The sequence below is a fragment of the Kitasatospora sp. SUK 42 genome, from assembly GCF_015776785.2.
In the GTDB taxonomy this organism is placed as follows: domain Bacteria; phylum Actinomycetota; class Actinomycetes; order Streptomycetales; family Streptomycetaceae; genus Kitasatospora.
In genome coordinates this window covers 613418-615079 of record NZ_LFMD02000007.1, presented here as the reverse complement: position 1 = coordinate 615079, position 1662 = coordinate 613418, and the positions used below count along the sequence as shown (strand labels likewise).

Annotated in this window: 1 rRNA gene (running past one end of the window); it reads left to right on the top strand. The window is 57.3% G+C overall.

The annotated features are described in order from the left end of the window. The first annotated feature begins 55 nt into the window (after positions 1-55). Positions 56-1662, top strand: a 23S ribosomal RNA gene (locus RZ50_RS24410); it runs 1430 nt beyond the window's last position.

Below are 1662 nucleotides of genomic sequence, written 5' to 3'. Positions count from 1 at the left end.
GAGGGTGTGTGACTGGTCGTTGTTTGAGAACTGCACAGTGGACGCGAGCATCTGTGGCCAAGTTTTTAAGGGCGCACGGTGGATGCCTTGGCACTAGGAACCGATGAAGGACGTGGGAGGCCGCGATAGGCCCCGGGGAGCTGTCAACCGAGCTTTGATCCGGGGGTGTCCGAATGGGGAAACCCGGCAGTCGTCATGGGCTGTCACCCGCTGCTGAACACATAGGCAGTGTGGAGGGAACGCGGGGAAGTGAAACATCTCAGTACCCGCAGGAAGAGAAAACAACCGTGATTCCGGGAGTAGTGGCGAGCGAAACTGGATGAGGCTAAACCGTATTGGTGTGAGACCCGGCAGGGGTTGCCAATGCGGGGTTGTGGGAATGAGCTTCAGTCGTCTGCCGGCGGCTGGGCGAGTCAGAAACCGTATGGGTAGTCGAAGGACATGCGAAAGGTCCGGCGTAGAGGGTAAGACCCCCGTAGACGAAATCTGTACGGCTTGCTTGCTCATCTCCCAAGTAGCACGGGGCCCGAGAAATCCCGTGTGAATCTGGCGGGACCACCCGCTAAGCCTAAATATTCCCTAGTGACCGATAGCGGATAGTACCGTGAGGGAATGGTGAAAAGTACCGCGGGAGCGGAGTGAAATAGTACCTGAAACCGTGTGCCTACAAGCCGTGGGAGCGTCGTTCATCAGCTTGCTGGTGGGCCGTGACTGCGTGCCTTTTGAAGAATGAGCCTGCGAGTTTGCGGTGTGTAGCGAGGTTAACCCGTGTGGGGTAGCCGTAGCGAAAGCGAGTCCGAATAGGGCGTTTGAGTTGCATGCCCAAGACCCGAAGCGGAGTGATCTAGCCATGGGCAGGTTGAAGCGCGGGTAAGACCGTGTGGAGGACCGAACCCACCAGGGTTGAAAACCTGGGGGATGACCTGTGGTTAGGGGTGAAAGGCCAATCAAACTCCGTGATAGCTGGTTCTCCCCGAAATGCATTTAGGTGCAGCGTCACGTGTTTCTTGCCGGAGGTAGAGCACTGGATAGGCGATGGGCCTTACCGGGTTACTGACCTTAGCCAAACTCCGAATGCCGGTAAGTGAGAGCGTGGCAGTGAGACTGTGGGGGATAAGCTCCATGGTCGAGAGGGAAACAGCCCAGAACACCGACTAAGGTCCCTAAGCGTGTGCTAAGTGGGAAAGGATGTGGAGTCGCAGAGACAACCAGGAGGTTGGCTTAGAAGCAGCCACCCTTGAAAGAGTGCGTAATAGCTCACTGGTCAAGTGATTCCGCGCCGACAATGTAGCGGGGCTCAAGCACATCACCGAAGTCGTGTCATTGCAGCATGAAGGGCTAACGCCTGCTGTGATGGGTAGGGGAGCGTCGTGTGCCGGGTGAAGCGGCGGTGGAAACCAGTCGTGGACGGTATACGAGTGAGAATGCAGGCATGAGTAGCGATACAAGAGTGGGAAACTCTTGCGCCGATTGACCAAGGGTTCCTGGGTCAAGCTGATCTGCCCAGGGTAAGTCGGGACCTAAGGCGAGGCCGACAGGCGTAGTCGATGGACAACGGGTTGATATTCCCGTACCCGCTTTGAAGCGCCAACGCTGAACCAGGTAATGCTAAGGCCGTGAAGCCGTCCTGGAGCCTTCGGGCAAAGGGAAGTGGTGGAGCCG